Here is a 13,297-nt window from a genome sequence, read left to right on the forward strand (position 1 = left end):
ACAGACGGCGAGAGCGGGTCGAGCGCTCCCTCGCGGGAACACCTCTCGGCTCGGAGCAGACTTTAGGATTGAACCGGACCTCAATGTCAATACGCCTTCCAGTGTCAGGGGCAGCGATCGGGCGCAGACAAGAGGTACTCAGTCCTTCGCGCGGGTACGGTCGTCAGCAACCGATGGTGCGCGCTCCGCCTGCGTGCTCTCCATGCGAATCCCATTCAGCACCCACAGCGGCCGGTCGGCACACGCCAGTTCCTCAGGGCGATTCTTGATGCTGTCGATGACAACACCCTGACGTCACGCGGCGTCGCAGGGATTCCCGTCGTCGAACCATATCCGCTTCCGGGACGAAAGCCATCCGGCTGAAGTCGATCCTAAGGTGGTGGAAAGATGTGGAACCGTTTTCATTCGTTCGGCACTTCTTTCTTCTTCGTAATTTCCTTCGTTTTTGGAATTCAGGGTTATCACTGTAGAAACGTTTCCACACCCGTCGCAAACTGCGGCCATGACCGGTTCTGCATCGCCCTTTCTCGCACCCTCCACACGCTTGCCGCTGCGGCCGCCCCCCTACGAACCCGAGGTGGCTGCCGCCGTGCAGAGCACCGCCTTCAAGGGCCTGTCGCCCCTGAACCTTCGACTGGCGCTCGCGAATCACAGCAAGCTCGGCCCGGCCTTCCAGGCCATGGCGCATGTGGTGCTGTTCCAGTGCGCGCTGCCCGAACGGGACCGCGAGATTGCGATCATCCGCACCGGTGCGCTCACCCGATCCGAGTACGAATGGGGCATGCACATCAGCATCTACGCGGACAAGTGCGGCCTGGACGCCGCGCAGGTGCACGAGCTCACCGACAGTGCCGACTGGCATGCGCTGTCGCCGGGCCTGTGGACCGACAAGGAGCGCCTGATCGTGCGCATGGTGGATGAGCTGCACCACCACTGCACGGTGTCCGATCAGACCTGGCAGTCCCTTTGCGCGGGCTGGCCGCAAGCGCAGGTGATCGAGCTGATCTTCGCGTCGAGCTTCTATCACATGGCCGCGTTGTTCCTGAACAGCGCCGCCGTGCCACTTGAGCCTGGCGCCGAGCGTTTCCCTGCACCGCTTGCGCAGGCGAAGGTGCCGGCATGAAGGCCAAGATCACCATCCGCGAAGTGGCCAAGGCCGCTGGCGTGGCGATCGGAACGGCCTCGCGGGCCCTGAACCGCAGCGGGCGCGTCAGCGAACAGGCCATTGCAGCGGTCACCAAGGCTGCACGCGAGCTCGGCTACACGCCGGATTCGGTGGCGCAAAGCATGCGCACCCGCTCGACAGGCGTGGTTGGTCTGCTGGTGTCGGACCTTGCCAACCCCCTGTACGCGCGAATCATCACCGCCGTCGAATCGCGCCTGCTGGCGGCCGGCTATGCGCTGCTGGTGGCCAGCACGCACAACGACGACCAGCGCGAGAAAACCCTGGTCGACCTGTTCCGGCGCCGGCGCGTGGACGGGCTCATCCTCGGTCCCTGCCAGGCCGAGACCCCGGCCTACCTCGACCAGCTGGCGGCGCACGGCCCGGTGATCGCGCTCGATCGGGACTTCCAGGGCAACAACGCGGGTGTGCACGTCGACCACTACCACGGCGCGCTTCAGGCCACGCGCTACCTGCTGAACCTCGGTCACACACGCATCGCACTGCTGACGCCGGGCAGCGTGCTGCGTCCGGGCCGCGAGCGCATCATGGGCTACAGGGACGCCTATCTGGAGCGTGGTCTGCAGCCCGACCCCAAGCTGATCCGCGCCGAGAAGTCGGCAATGGACTTCGCCTTCAGCGAGGCCCTCTCGCTGCTGGGCTCCCCCACGGCGCCCACGGCCTTCCTGTGCCTGGGCACCCGCATCCTGTCGGGCGTGCTGCAGGCACTGCGTCACTCGGGCCGTTTGGCGCCCGATGACGTCAGTGTCGTCAGCATCGGCGACACCGACCTGTCGCAGCTTTTCAGTCCCGCCATCACCTCGCTGACCTGGGACCTGGAAGCGGTCGGCACCGCCGTGGCCGAGCTGCTGCTGCGGCGGCTGGACAGCACAGCCCCCCTTGAGCAGGAGCGCATCCTGCTCACCACCCAGATGGTGCTGCGCGAATCCTGCGGTCCGGTCGCCAAGGCACCCGCTGCCGTCCGCAAGAAAACGAGAGCAGCCTCATGACGCAGCGTCTGAAAGACAAGGTGGCCATCGTGGTCGGCGCCGGCTCCATCGGCACCGACATCAGCAACGGCGCCGCCTGCGCCGTCACCTTCGCCCGCGAAGGCGCGACGGTGATCTGCGTCGACCGGTCGCCCGAAGCTGCGGCGACGTCGGTGCGTCGCATTCATGACATCGGCGGCATCGCCGAGGCCTTCGAGGCCGATGTGCGCAGCAGCGAGCAGATCGAGCGGATGGTGAACCACTGCCTGGCGCGCTTCGGCCGCATCGACGTGCTGCACCACAACGTCGGCATCGAGGAATTCGGCGAGCTGATCGAGGTGACGGAGGAGTCCTGGGACCGCGTGCACGCCATCAACCTCAAGGGCCCCATGCTCACGGCGCGCGCCGTAGTGCCTCACATGATCCGACAAGGCGGCGGCGCCATCATCAACGTCTCCTCCATCGCGAGCCGCAAGTGGAGCCCGATGCAGTTCCTGTCGTACAGCACCTCCAAGGCGGCACTGAACCACATGACGCGCGTCGTGGCGCGCCAGTACGCGCAGCACCAGGTGCGCTGCAACGTGATCGTGCCGGGCCTGATCGACACGCCGCATGCCGCGGCCCTTTTCAAGAGCGAACAAGAGGCGCAGGCCGGCCGACAGGCACGCAACGCGCGCTGCCCCATGGGCCGCCAGGGCTCGGCCTGGGACGTGGCCAACGCGGCGCTGTTCCTCGCCTCCGACGAATCGAGCTACGTGACGGGCCTGGAGCTTGTGGTCGACGGCGGACTGTCCCTGTAGACGGGTATTCGAGCATCAACGACAAGGAGACAACACCATGCGCACACTGTGGATTGCCGCGCTCGCGGGCCTCGCATTCGCCGCCCATGCCCAGGCGCCCTCGGACTATCCGTCGCGGCCGATCCGCTTCGTCCTGATCTCGGCCGCAGGCAGTGGCGGCGACGCGCTCGGCCGGCTCCTGGCCGACAAGATGGCGCCCCTGGTCAAGGGCGCGTTCGTGATGGACAACAAGCCGGGCGCCAGCGGTGCCATTGCCACCGACTTCGTCGCCAAGGCGCCGGCCGACGGCTACACGATCGGACTGGGCGGCGCGACCACGCACGTGCTGCTGCCCGCGAGCAATCCCAAGCTCTCGTACGACTCGGTCAAGGACTTCGCACCCATCGGGCAGGTCGGCACCGCCTCTATCCTGCTTATCGCGACCAACGACTTCCCGGCAAACAACGCCAAGGAGCTCATTGCGCTGGCCAGGAAGTCGCCCGGCAGCGTGCAATACGCGAGCTGGGGCATCGCCTCGACCGGTCACTTTTGCGGGGAGCTCTTCAATCTGCGCACGCAGGCACAGATGAGCCACATCCCCTACAAATCGGTGGTGCAGATCCAGACCGACATGCTGGGTGGCCACGTCAAGCTGGCCTACGTGGACATGGCATCGGGCTCGCCGATGGTCAAGTCCGGCAAGGTCAAGGCGATCACCGCCTGCACCTCGCGCTCGCCCAGTCTGCCTGACGTCTCGAGCTACGACGACGAAGGCATCGATTTCGCGGGCAAGCGCATGGGCGCGCTGCGCTGGGCGCTGTACGCACCCGCGGGCACCCCCAAGCCGATCGTCGCCAAGCTCTCCGCCGCGCTGAAGCAGGTCGTCGAGATGCCGGACGTGAAGGCGCGTCTTCTGGACCTGGGCATCACCGCCGCGTTCGTCGGTGGCGACGAACTGCGCGCCATGACCGCCGCAGACATCGAGGGCTGGCGGCAGATCGCCAAGGCCGCGAACATCAGCAATGAGTGACGCGGCCCTTCCCCTGCTGCAGGGCCGCGTGGCCTTGATCACCGGTGCGTCCCGTGCGCGCGGTATCGGCCTGGCGACCGCACGGCTGTTCGCCCGCCACGGTGCCCGGGTGGCGCTGCTCGACCTCGACGAAGGGCAGGCACAGGTCGCTGCCGAATCCCTCGGCGCCGAGCACATCGGCATCGGCTGCGATGTGCGCGATGCCGGCGCCTGCAAGGCGGCCGTGGCGCGCGTGCTGCAATGGGCGGGCCGCATCGACGTGCTGGTGAACAACGCTGCCATCACACAAAAACGCGGTGTGCTGGACGTGAGCGCCGAGGACTTCGAGCAGGTCGTGGGCATTACCCTTCGCGGCACCCTCCAAATGTCGCAGTGCGTGATCCCCACCATGATCGAACAACGCAGCGGCTCGATCATCTGCATCTCGTCGATGTCCGCGCAGCAAGGCGGTGGCGTGTTCGGCGGCAGCCACTACTGCGCCGCCAAGGCCGGCGTGCTGGGCCTCATGCGCGCCATGGCCAAGGAACTGGGCCCCCAAGGCATTCGCGCCAACGCCATCACGCCGGGCTTGATCATGACGGACTTCTCGCGCGGCGCGAACTCCGACGACAACAAGCACGCGCTGGGCAAGACCTTTCCACTGAGCCGTGTCGGCCAGCCCGAAGACATCGCGGGCGCGTGCCTGTACCTGGCAAGCGACCTGTCGTCCTTCGTGACCGGCGCAACGCTCGACGTCAACGGCGGCGCGTACATGCGCTGACCACGCCCCAAGGAGTCCATTCAATGAGCATGCTGTTCGGCGGCGCCCGCCAGGTCGGCTATGTCGTTCACGACATCGAGAAGGCGATGGCCCACTGGTCGCGCACGTTGGGCGTGGGCCCATGGTTCTACAAGGAAGAGGTCGGCACGACCGAGTTCAACTACTACGGCAAGCCGTCGCGCCTGCCTCGGCTGTCCATCGCGCTGGCCAACTCCGGCAACCTGCAGATCGAGCTGATCCAGCAGCGCGACGACGCCCCCTCGCTCTACCTCGATTCGCTGCGCCGCGGCGGCGAGGGCGCCCAGCACCTGGCCTACTGGAGCGACGATGGCTTCGACGACGCCGTGCGACACCTGCGCTCGACGGGTTACGTCGAGGGCCACAGTGGCCGCATGGGCATGCGCGGGCGCTTCGCCTACTTCGTGCATCCCGACCTGCCCAGCGGCATGTTCGAGATCTCCGAGATGGCCGGCGGCAAGGGCGAGTACTTCCGCGACATCCGGCACGCGGCCGAAGGATGGGACGGCAAGGACCCGATCCGCCGCATGGGCGCGAACGCCATCGCCCCGGTGCCATGACGGCTCCCGACCACCCCGTTCACCAACCAGCAGGAGATTCCGTGCAGACCACAACCCTTCAAGCGGCACGCATCAAGACGGTACGCGATCACATGGCGCTCGAGTGCACGCAGGAGTGGGATGCGGTGATCGACACCTTCGAGCATCCCCGCTACGAGATGCACGGCAGCGGCGTGGTGTTCGACGGCGAGGAAGAAGTGCGCGGCTATTTCCGCAGCTCGCGCACGCCCTTTCCCGACCTGGCCAACGAGATCATCGCCATCGCCGCCGACCAGGACACGGTACTGGTCGAGTTCTGGCTCAGCGGAACGCACCTCGGGCCGCTGCATGCCAACGACAAGGTGTTCGATGCCACAGGCCGGAAATTCCGGATCCGCCTGGCGGCAAGTTTCGAGTTCGCACCAGGCTCCGACAAGATCGTGTGCGAGCGGCCCTACTCCGCACCCGATGCGAAGCTGCGCGCGCTCGGGTTGATCTGACGACCCTCTCGCGCTTCGCCTCGGCTGCGCGCGTCGAGAGGAGGCGGGAAGCTACCCAACCTCCTGCTCACTGGCTGTGCGCTATCGTCTTGGCGGCTTGCACTCAACACCGAGTGATGTTTCTCCTGCGCTGCGCAGGCTCTCACAGCGGCCTGTCGCGCATCCGCTCAAGCTCGCCCCGGCCATGAGGCGTGATTCGCAGAACAACCGCTGGCAGGTCATGGGCTTCAGCCTCTTCTGGAAGGATCGCCTCGACAAGCCCCGCGGCAACCAGCACCGCGACGTTGCGGATGTCCATGGGGTCGGTCACGGTCAGCGGCAACGTTTCGTGTTCGACCTTCTTGAGGAAATCCATCGGCATGAAGCGCTCCCTTTCTCGAAGCGGCTCAGTTTAGGTCAAAGGACCTCCCTCAATCCCCGCAAGGCCCTTCTCTCTTCCATGAGCAGAACGGACTTCTCCCGCTCCTGGGGCTGAGCCCACAGTTCACGCACCGGAGAGCCTCAGCACATTGACGGCTTCCCGCAGCGACGCCGTCCTACGCCCACAAGCACCCACCCCTGAGATGTTGGGGACCCACCGACCAGGAGACCCCGATGACAGCCAAGCGCCATGAACCCGATGCATGCTCGCTACTCGACACCGATCACAAGAACGTCAAGAAGATGTTCGCCGCCTACGAGGAGCTTGCCAGCTCAAAAGCTGCCAGCGCCTCGGAGAAGAAGCGAGATCTTGCACTGCAGATCTGCATGGAGTTGACCGTTCACACGCAACTCGAAGAAGAGATCCTCTATCCAGCAGTGCGCGAAGCCATCAAGGAAACTGAACTGCTCGACGAAGCCGAGGTTGAACATGCGAGCGCCAAAGACTTAATTGCGCAGATCCAGGATTCGACCGAAGTCGATGAGATGTTCGATGCGAAGGTGAAGGTCCTGGGCGAGTACATCGACCACCACGTCAAGGAAGAGCGCAACGAGATGTTCCCCAAAGCGCGTGCCGCGCGGGGACTCGACCTGGTTGCCATGCGCGAGCAACTCACCACTCGCAAAGAAGAATTGATGGCGGACATGGCCCTCACGGCCTAGACTGCCCCTAGGCCCCCTTCCTGGAAGCGTTCCGCCGCCCCTTCGCAAAGACGCAGCCGTCAATGCTGGCCCTCACCAAGCCGCAACTTCGCAATTCCACAGGAATGTTGCGCCCACCCGGTATCGCGATGAAGCTTCCGTACTTTGCATGCTCGTGCAACATCAAGCATCTGGAAAGTGTCCCGGGGCAGGCATGGCTTCGCCTGTTACCCCGGGTTCAGATGTATCGCTGCATGAACTGCGGGCAATCGCAAGTGTTTTCGCGGCGCTCCATCGATCGAGCCCTGGCCCTTCAAGATGCTCAACTGGCCAGCTCCAAGGAGCCGGATAGGACGCGCCATAGTCCACCGCACTGATGATCCGGGCGCATCGAAGGACCGAGACCGAAGGGAACGACCGGTGTCTTGCTCAGTACGCTGCCCCTGTCCGACTTGTCCTTTCCGTATCGGGCGCTGCATCCACCAAATGCGCGTCGCACGAGTTCGGCAGCCGCACCTGCAAAGCCTTGCCGGATGGCAACGAGCCCTTTGTCTATTGAATCAAGCACACGCGAGATTGATCACGATGTTTCAAGTTTGAATCACTTCGATCACGTGACTTGGTCCTCACGGACCGTAGACTGAATCCGGCGCGCATTCGCACCGCCGATCCCCCGTTCACATCCCATTGAAAGAGTTCCTACTTTGAACAAGACCGACCTCGTCGCGGCCATCGCTGCAGATACCGACCTCAGCAAGGCAGATGTTGCTCGAGCACTCGATTCCGTCATCGAACATCTCTCACGCGCGCTGGCACGCGGTGATGCCGTTCAGTTGACTGGCTTTGGCACGTTCTCGGTGTCGAATCGCTCAGAACGCACAGGCCGAAACCCGTCGACTGGCGAACCAATCATCATCAAGGCCAGCAAGGCGCCCAAGTTTTCTCCAGGCAAGGCCTTGAAGGACGCAGTCAATGCCGTGAGCTGAGAGAGCTCTCTACGCCGGGTCGGGCACGCACCGAAATCAGATCGAACTCGACACCGTGCAGCGGGCCAGTTCAATCGACGCTCGGTTGATCCAATTCGTACTCATCACGATCGTCAGCCACATTGACCAAGTCGTTTCGTTGCTTGCATCCGGAGCACAAAAAGAAGACGCCATCGCCATCGATCTTGGGCTCCGCGGATCGAGGCATGACCTCGAGACTGCAGTTTCTGCATTTCCACATGGTCACGCTCCTAAAACGTAGCCCGTCGCGCGGGGCAGCGAGCCGCGTCCGCGCGTCGGACGAATGACATCAATTTGTACTGATGGCACATGTGACAGCGGTTTTCACCGCCCAAAGAAAACATCCTCAGCCTTGGACGTTGCGCTTTCAGCCTGCTGAATCCAAGCGAGGCATCTCTTCTTGAGAGATTCGACACTCGCGCTATCGGTCGAGTCGGGGAGATTCAATGCAAGCTTGCATTGCTGCTCCCCTCCAAGACTGATGTCCGCAGTCGCATAGAACGCGCCATCGACGCGGGTCCGGAAGACGGTGCAAACCCAAAGACCCGACCTCCCGCTGTATAGGAATGCTTCGCCATCCATGTGGAACCCCGCGGTACTCAGTACAAGCGTGGCACCAGGATCGATGATTGGCGCGAGCAACAAGCGTTTTCACCGTAGCACGAACAGGCTACTCTCACAATCAGACCAGAGACCGTCTCAGGGCCATGTTGAGCTGGATGCCAGGTCGACTTCTTTCCCGCTTTGCCGACCTGCCGAGTCCCAAAACCTCATGTGCTTTTCTGGTAGCTCAAACTGAACCACAAGGGCGCTGAGCAAGGCCAATGTCACCCATGGTTGCGTTGCGCGATGGCTATTGCGCAAGTCGGATTTGCGAGGATTCATGCGTCATAGGAGCGTCCGCATCCCACGTTCAAGGCGCCCCTGAGCAGACAAATTCTCTGGGGCAGCGGCTTCCACCGCGGAAGAAAGACTGAATGCTCGTGATGTCACCCCGACCTCGCCCTTCTCATGTCGACCGCCATGACCGCTAGCGCCAGGCAGGCCGACAATCCTAAGAAAGAAGACAACCACAGTGCCCCGCCCCCCCCATCGCTCCAACGCGATGCCAAACAGGAATGGCGCCCCAGCCTGCACGATGCGCGCCGGGACCATGAGGAATCCCTGACGCTGCCCGTAGCCCTTGGCACCGAAGATCATTAATGGAAGCGTCCCAACCGCGATGGTCAGGATACCGTTGCCCAAGCCGTGTAGCACCGCGAAAGCAGCGGCGCTCGAAGTACCCAACAAACCGAGGCAGAGCGCGCCTAGCGGGTGAGCCAGCGTGGCCAGGCGCGCCGACAGCAATGGATGCGCTCGCTTGAGAAAAGTGAACTCAATCACCCGCCCCACCACCTGCGCCGGTCCGACCAGGGCGGCGATACCGACCGCTGCGGCTAGCGTAGCACCGCTGGCCAGCAAAAGTTCGGGCAGGTGCGCGGCCATCGCGGTACTGATGAACCAGGTGACTGCAAAGACATAGGCCATCAAGATGGCGGCGCGGCGTTGCTGCGCTGGCGCAAGACCAGCGCCATCGCCCTTGTTGGTGACAGTTGCCTCCTTCGAAGCCTGATCGGTCCGGGCAGCGCGTGGCAGCAGCACATTGAGTGGAAGGCCGACCACCAGATGCAATGCCGCCCACGCAAGACACGCCCCGCGCCAGCCGACGGTGCTTTCCAGATACGCCGACAGCGGCCATCCCACGGTACTCGCGAAGCCTGCAAACAACGTGATGCCGGTAATGGCTCGTCGCGCCTCTTGGCCGTGCAGCCGCACCACGGTGGCAAACGCCGCTTCGTAGAGGCCACTGCCCATGGCCAGCCCCATCAGCGCCCAGGCAGCGAACACATGGCTGGCATGCGTGGCCTGGCTCAGTGCGGCCAGCCCTGCGGCAAACACCAGGTTGCTGGCGATGAGCACCGAGCGCCCGCCCATGCGGTCGATGCGTCGGCCTGCGACGGGCCCGATGCCAGCCGCGACAAGCAGCGCCACCGAGAAGGCGCCGAAAACCGTGGACGTGCTGGCGCCGATGTCCTTGCTGATGGCGCCGGCCAAGACCGCCGGAAGGTAGTACGACGAGGCCCACGACAAGGTCTGAGCCACGCCCAGCATCACCGTCGTCGTGGTCCTGCTTTGCACCCTGGCTTCGCCTCGCTCAGATGCTGCGCAGGTTGACTCTCTTCGAGAGAGCCTCCGCACTCTCGCGCCGCTCGCTGTAGCGATCAACCAAGTAGGCCGCGCAGTCACGCGTGAGCAGCGTGAACTTCACCAGTTCTTCCATCACGTCGACCACGCGCTCGTAGTACGGCGAGGGCTTCATGCGGCCTGCGTCGTCGAACTCGAGGAAGGCCTTGGCCACCGACGACTGGTTGGGGATGGTGATCATGCGCATCCACCGCCCCAGCACGCGCAGCTGGTTCACCGCGTTAAACGACTGCGAACCGCCCGACACTTCCATCACCGCGAGCGTCTTGCCCTGCGTGGGCCGCACCGAGCCGACGGCCAGCGGAATCCAGTCGATCTGCGCCTTCATGATTCCGGTCATCGCGCCGTGGCGCTCGGGCGAGGTCCACACCATACCCTCGGCCCACTGCGCGAGATCGCGCAGCTCCTGCACCTTCGGATGGTCTTCGGGCTCGGCATCAGGCAGCGGCAGGCCTCGCGGATCGAAGATCCGCGTCTCGGCACCGAGCGCGCGAAGAAGCCGTGCGGCCTCCTCGGTCAGCAAGCGACTGTAGGAGCGCTCGCGAACCGAGCCGTAGAGCAACAGGATGCGCGGAGCGTGCGTTGCACGCTGCGTCGGCAGCAGCAGATCCAGATCCGCCTTCTCGAACAACTCGGGATCTACGTTCGGAAGCTCACGACTCATACCAACCTCGCGACGAATTCACCACCTTCACCACTGCCAGCATGATCGGCACCTCGATCAGCACGCCGACTACGGTGGCCAGCGCCGCACCCGAGTGAAAGCCGAACAGGCTGATGGCCGCGGCCACGGCCAGCTCGAAGAAATTGGACGCGCCGATCAACGCCGACGGGCAGGCGATGCTGTGCTTTTCACCGAGCTTCCGATTGAGCCAGTATGCGAGGCCCGAGTTCAGGATCACCTGGATCAGGATCGGAACCGCGAGCATCGCGATCACCAGCGGCTGCTTGATGATGGCCTCGCCCTGGAACGCGAACAGGAGCACGAGCGTCAGCAGCAACGCCGCAATCGACCACGGTCCAATGCGATGCATGGCGCGCTCGAAGGCCGCGGGTCCACCTTTCAGCAATTGCTTGCGCAGTACCTGCGCGAAGATCACCGGCAGCACGATGTAGAGCGCTACCGAGGTGATCAACGTGTCCCACGGCACCGTGATGGCCGACAGGCCCAGCAGCAGGCCGACGATGGGCGCGAAGGCGAACACCATGATGGCGTCGTTCAATGCGACCTGCGACAGCGTGAAGACCGGATCACCGCCGGTCAACCGACTCCAGACGAAGACCATCGCCGTGCAAGGCGCAGCGGCCAGCAGGATCAGGCCGGCTACGTAGCTGTCGAGCTGGTCGGCGGGCAGTGAGCCGGCGAACACCTGGCGCACAAAGAACCAGGCGAGGAAGGCCATGGAGAACGGCTTCACCGCCCAGTTGATGAACAGCGTCACTCCAATGCCGCGCCAATGGTTCTTCACCTGCGCGAGGGCTGCGAAGTCGACGCGCAGCAGCATCGGGATGATCATCACCCAGATCAGTACGCCCACGGGGATGTTGACCTTGGCGACCTCGAGACGGCCCACCGCCTGGAAGGCAGCCGGGAACAGTTGCCCGAGCGCAATGCCGACGACGATGCAGAGGAACACCCACACCGTTAGGTAGCGCTCGAACACGCTCATGGGGGCCGCGCTGACGCGCGGACTTTCAATGACAGCGCTCATGATGTCAGTTCGCGGAGATGCGCGTCAGCCGCTCTTGCAGCTCGGCGTCGCTCATTTCTTCCGGGTTTTCGAGCACGAGCAGTTGCAGCATGCGATAGGAAATCGCCTGACGCGTGAGCTCGAAGGCCTGCCGTTTGGCGGCATCGCCACCCTCGGTATTCGATGGGTCTGGATATCCCCAATGCACTTTGACACGCGTGCCAGGCCAGTACGGGCAGGTTTCCTGCGCCGCGCTGTCGCACACCGTGATCACCACATGCATGACCGGCGTGGAGAACTCGTCCCAGCTCTTGCTGCGAAAGCCCTCGGTGTTCACGCCGGCGGCCTGCAGTACGTCGATGGCGAACGGGTTGATCTTTCCGCTGGGCGCGCTGCCGGCGCTGAACGCCTTCACGTCCTTGCCGAGCTTCTGGGCCCAGTGGTTGAGCATGCCCTCGGACAGCACGCTGCGGGCCGAATTGTGGGTGCAGAGGATGAGTACGTTGAGCGTCATTGCGTGGCCTTTTGAACCTTGCCGATGTCGCGGATCTCGCGCTGGATGGCCATCGAGTCGAGCCGAGCCAGAGGCAAAGCCAGCATCAACTCGATCCGGCGCTTCAGCGTGAGAGCCGTGTCCATGAACTGACGCTCGGTGGCTTCGTCCGACACCTCAAAGGCCGCGGGGTCGGCAACGCCCCAATGCGCCGTCATCGGTTGACCGGGCCACACCGGGCAGACCTCGCCCGCAGCCTTGTCGCAGACGGTCAGAACGAAATCCATCGCCGGCGCTTCCGGCTTCGCGAACTCGTCCCAGTTCTTGCTGCGATAGCCAGTGGTAGGAAGGTGCATCTTTTCCAGCGTGAGCAACGCATAGGCGTTGACCTTGCCCGTGGGATGGCTGCCGGCCGAGTAGGCCTTGAATCGCCCTTCGCCCAGATGGTTCAGCAGGCCCTCGGCCAGGATGGAGCGTGCAGAGTTTCCAGTGCAGATGAACAGCACGTTGTAGGTCTTGTCAGCCATGACGATGTTTCTCGATAGAGGAGGTGGGGTTGATCTCTTTGAACATGCACACGGCCGAGGCCGGGCACAGGCTCTTGAATTCGCTGCTGGCCTGCACGGAGGCCGGCAGCGCCGTGCGGTCGCATCGCTCGAAGCCTCGGGCTTCGAAGAAAGGTTCTGCCGTGGTGGTGAGGATGCAGAGGCGATTCACACCCTTCGACGCGGCGAAGGCTTCCATGGTCTTTAGGGCCTGATCGCCCACGCCATGGCCGCGTGCATCGGCGCGAACCGCAAGAGAGCGAAGCAAGGCGGTGTCGCCGAACCGTTCCAGACCGACACAGGCAAGAATCCCTTCGTCTCCCGCGCGGCTCACGAAGAAGGCCTCCATGTGTTCTTCTCGAAGATCGGTTTCGGGAAGGCCGGCATCCCGAAGAAGGGACTGCACCGGCGCGAGAGACGCGGCCTCTGCGCGGACAAACAGCGATCTGACCAGCGAATCGGAAGGTTCTTGATGCAT

General features: G+C 63.8%; 15 protein-coding genes and 1 pseudogene. 9 read left to right on the forward strand and 7 right to left on the reverse strand.

Annotated features, from left to right (window positions below; translation table 11 throughout):
* Positions 1–502: 502 nt before the first annotated feature.
* Genes AC1RL8_RS16205 through AC1RL8_RS16235 form a run of 7 tightly spaced genes read left to right on the forward strand, consistent with a single transcriptional unit; the run spans position 503 to position 5,777 of the window.
* Positions 503–1,123, forward strand: a complete 621-nt coding sequence (locus tag AC1RL8_RS16205; protein ID WP_492684778.1) for a carboxymuconolactone decarboxylase family protein — start codon at positions 503–505, stop codon at positions 1,121–1,123.
* Positions 1,120–2,172, forward strand: a complete 1,053-nt coding sequence (locus AC1RL8_RS16210; protein ID WP_492684779.1) for a LacI family DNA-binding transcriptional regulator — start codon at positions 1,120–1,122, stop codon at positions 2,170–2,172. Before AC1RL8_RS16205 ends, AC1RL8_RS16210 begins: the two co-directional genes overlap by 4 nt.
* Positions 2,169–2,951 carry an SDR family NAD(P)-dependent oxidoreductase gene (locus AC1RL8_RS16215; protein WP_070059277.1) on the forward strand — a complete coding sequence of 261 codons (783 nt, stop codon included), beginning with the start codon at positions 2,169–2,171 and terminating at the stop codon, positions 2,949–2,951. The genes AC1RL8_RS16210 and AC1RL8_RS16215 overlap by 4 nt, the downstream gene beginning before the upstream one ends.
* A 37-nt stretch (positions 2,952–2,988) precedes the next feature.
* Positions 2,989–3,960 carry a Bug family tripartite tricarboxylate transporter substrate binding protein gene (locus tag AC1RL8_RS16220; RefSeq protein ID WP_159270766.1) on the forward strand — a complete coding sequence of 324 codons (972 nt, stop codon included), beginning with the start codon at positions 2,989–2,991 and terminating at the stop codon, positions 3,958–3,960.
* A complete protein-coding gene (locus AC1RL8_RS16225; protein WP_095744403.1) occupies positions 3,953–4,720 on the forward strand; it encodes an SDR family NAD(P)-dependent oxidoreductase in 768 nt (255 codons plus the stop codon). The genes AC1RL8_RS16220 and AC1RL8_RS16225 overlap by 8 nt, the downstream gene beginning before the upstream one ends.
* Positions 4,721–4,743: 23 nt before the next feature.
* Positions 4,744–5,298 carry a VOC family protein gene (locus AC1RL8_RS16230; RefSeq protein WP_062472379.1) on the forward strand — a complete coding sequence of 185 codons (555 nt, stop codon included), beginning with the start codon at positions 4,744–4,746 and terminating at the stop codon, positions 5,296–5,298.
* A 41-nt stretch (positions 5,299–5,339) separates the two neighbouring features.
* Positions 5,340–5,777, forward strand: coding sequence for an ester cyclase (locus AC1RL8_RS16235; protein WP_235926634.1), 438 nt, complete (start codon positions 5,340–5,342; stop codon positions 5,775–5,777).
* Between the two features lie 142 nt (positions 5,778–5,919).
* On the opposite strand, the gene AC1RL8_RS16240 is transcribed toward AC1RL8_RS16235, so the two are convergent.
* Positions 5,920–6,138, reverse strand: a complete 219-nt coding sequence (locus AC1RL8_RS16240; protein ID WP_062472384.1) for a hypothetical protein — start codon at positions 6,136–6,138, stop codon at positions 5,920–5,922.
* A gap of 233 nt (positions 6,139–6,371) precedes the next feature.
* On the opposite strand from AC1RL8_RS16240, the gene AC1RL8_RS16245 reads away from it, so the two are divergent.
* On the forward strand, positions 6,372–6,860 hold the full coding sequence (locus tag AC1RL8_RS16245; RefSeq protein ID WP_139701815.1) for a hemerythrin domain-containing protein: 489 nt from the start codon (positions 6,372–6,374) through the stop codon (positions 6,858–6,860).
* Between the two features lie 683 nt (positions 6,861–7,543).
* Complete coding sequence (locus tag AC1RL8_RS16250) at positions 7,544–7,825, forward strand: HU family DNA-binding protein (RefSeq protein ID WP_159270765.1); 282 nt, start codon at positions 7,544–7,546, stop codon at positions 7,823–7,825.
* Between the two features lie 1,010 nt (positions 7,826–8,835).
* Here the strand turns inward: AC1RL8_RS16250 and AC1RL8_RS16255 are convergent.
* From AC1RL8_RS16255 to arsN2, 6 genes and pseudogenes are all read right to left on the reverse strand, one after another.
* A pseudogene (locus tag AC1RL8_RS16255) lies at positions 8,836–9,997 on the reverse strand (MFS transporter).
* 43 nt (positions 9,998–10,040) lie between these two features.
* Complete coding sequence (gene arsH / locus AC1RL8_RS16260) at positions 10,041–10,754, reverse strand: arsenical resistance protein ArsH (RefSeq protein WP_159270764.1); 714 nt, start codon at positions 10,752–10,754, stop codon at positions 10,041–10,043.
* The gene (arsB, locus tag AC1RL8_RS16265) at positions 10,744–11,802 is read right to left on the reverse strand and encodes an ACR3 family arsenite efflux transporter (RefSeq protein WP_159270763.1); all 1,059 of its coding nucleotides are present in this window, start codon (positions 11,800–11,802) and stop codon (positions 10,744–10,746) included. The genes arsH and arsB overlap by 11 nt, the downstream gene beginning before the upstream one ends.
* 4 nt (positions 11,803–11,806) lie before the next feature.
* Entirely contained in the window at positions 11,807–12,295 is a 489-nt protein-coding gene (locus tag AC1RL8_RS16270; RefSeq protein ID WP_492684780.1) for an arsenate reductase ArsC, read from the reverse strand.
* Entirely contained in the window at positions 12,292–12,801 is a 510-nt protein-coding gene (locus AC1RL8_RS16275; protein WP_492684781.1) for an arsenate reductase ArsC, read from the reverse strand. The genes AC1RL8_RS16270 and AC1RL8_RS16275 overlap by 4 nt, the downstream gene beginning before the upstream one ends.
* Positions 12,794–13,297 carry an arsenic resistance N-acetyltransferase ArsN2 gene (arsN2, locus tag AC1RL8_RS16280; RefSeq protein WP_492684782.1) on the reverse strand — a complete coding sequence of 168 codons (504 nt, stop codon included), beginning with the start codon at positions 13,295–13,297 and terminating at the stop codon, positions 12,794–12,796. Before arsN2 ends, AC1RL8_RS16275 begins: the two co-directional genes overlap by 8 nt.

The organism is Variovorax sp. GW822-FHT04E09, from assembly GCF_058800845.1.

Excerpts from the sequence above, each read along its gene's own strand:
- arsN2 (WP_492684782.1), bottom strand. The coding sequence starts at position 13,297 with ATGCATCAAGAACCTTCCGATTCGCTGGTCAGATCGCTGTTTGTCCGC.
- AC1RL8_RS16275 (WP_492684781.1), bottom strand. The coding sequence starts at position 12,801 with ATGGCTGACAAGACCTACAACGTGCTGTTCATCTGCACTGGAAACTCT.
- arsH (WP_159270764.1), bottom strand. The coding sequence starts at position 10,754 with ATGAGTCGTGAGCTTCCGAACGTAGATCCCGAGTTGTTCGAGAAGGCG.
- AC1RL8_RS16245 (WP_139701815.1), top strand. The coding sequence starts at position 6,372 with ATGACAGCCAAGCGCCATGAACCCGATGCATGCTCGCTACTCGACACC.
- AC1RL8_RS16230 (WP_062472379.1), top strand. The coding sequence starts at position 4,744 with ATGAGCATGCTGTTCGGCGGCGCCCGCCAGGTCGGCTATGTCGTTCAC.
- AC1RL8_RS16240 (WP_062472384.1), bottom strand. The coding sequence starts at position 6,138 with ATGCCGATGGATTTCCTCAAGAAGGTCGAACACGAAACGTTGCCGCTG.
- AC1RL8_RS16270 (WP_492684780.1), bottom strand. The coding sequence starts at position 12,295 with ATGACGCTCAACGTACTCATCCTCTGCACCCACAATTCGGCCCGCAGC.
- AC1RL8_RS16215 (WP_070059277.1), top strand. The coding sequence starts at position 2,169 with ATGACGCAGCGTCTGAAAGACAAGGTGGCCATCGTGGTCGGCGCCGGC.
- arsB (WP_159270763.1), bottom strand. The coding sequence starts at position 11,802 with ATGAGCGCTGTCATTGAAAGTCCGCGCGTCAGCGCGGCCCCCATGAGC.
- AC1RL8_RS16210 (WP_492684779.1), top strand. The coding sequence starts at position 1,120 with ATGAAGGCCAAGATCACCATCCGCGAAGTGGCCAAGGCCGCTGGCGTG.
- AC1RL8_RS16220 (WP_159270766.1), top strand. The coding sequence starts at position 2,989 with ATGCGCACACTGTGGATTGCCGCGCTCGCGGGCCTCGCATTCGCCGCC.
- AC1RL8_RS16205 (WP_492684778.1), top strand. The coding sequence starts at position 503 with ATGACCGGTTCTGCATCGCCCTTTCTCGCACCCTCCACACGCTTGCCG.
- AC1RL8_RS16225 (WP_095744403.1), top strand. The coding sequence starts at position 3,953 with ATGAGTGACGCGGCCCTTCCCCTGCTGCAGGGCCGCGTGGCCTTGATC.